The organism is Gemmiger formicilis (assembly GCF_016901605.1).
GTDB lineage: Bacteria > Bacillota > Clostridia > Oscillospirales > Ruminococcaceae > Gemmiger > Gemmiger formicilis_B.
This window is the reverse complement of sequence record NZ_JACJKP010000347.1, coordinates 1-791: the sequence shown is the minus strand read 5'-3', so window position 1 is coordinate 791 and position 791 is coordinate 1. Positions and strand designations below refer to the sequence as shown.

The window sequence follows — 791 nt, the reverse complement described above, 5'->3', positions numbered from 1 at the left end:
CTGGTATTTTGAAGTGACCGCCGTCACGCAGGACGGCCGCACGGCCCCGTCCATGAACAAGATCCAGGTGAATGATGTGTATTATCCCGGTGTGGACCGGGTGGAGGTGACCGGATGACCCCCGCATATCGAAACGAACTGAAATTCCTTGTCAACCAGGCCGAGTACCGGCAGCTGCAAACGGTGCTGCACTCCCTGCTGGGACATGACGCCCATGCGGGGCCGGACGGCGGTTACCATATCCGCAGTTTGTATTTGGATGATTTGTACCACACCGCCTACCGCCAGAAAATGGCGGGGGTGGAAGTGCGCAAAAAATACCGGGTGCGCATCTACAACTGTGCCCGGCAGCATATTGCCCTGGAATGCAAGTACAAAAACGGCGCTTATATCTATAAAGAAGCGGTGCCCCTGACCCTGCAGGAATACGCTGCCCTCTGCCGGGGGGACTGCGGGTTCCTACTGGGCAAACCCCAGCCGCTTGCCCGGCAGTTTTTTGTGGAAGCCCGGGCCAACATCATCCGGCCCAATGTGATCGTGGCCTATGACCGGGAAGCCTTCGTCAATGACGTGGGTACGGTGCGCATCACCTTTGACAAGACCCTTACGGCCATGGACCCCCGGCAGGACCTTTTTGACCCGGCGGCACCCGGCTACCACGTGCTGCCCCCCGGCCAGATGATTCTGGAAGTCAAGTTTACCGGTATTTTGCCGGAGTATATTCAAAGTATCTTTCGCGCCTATTCCTTTGTCAGGACGTCGGCCTCCAAATTCTGCCTTTGTGTGGATCA

The 791-nt window shown here is 57.3% G+C and carries 1 protein-coding gene; it reads left to right on the top strand.

Annotated elements, in window-relative coordinates:
- Positions 1 to 114: 114 nt before the first annotated feature.
- A partial coding sequence (locus tag H6B10_RS14755) for a polyphosphate polymerase domain-containing protein (protein WP_204652284.1) occupies positions 115 to 791 on the top strand: 677 nt, incomplete at its 3' end.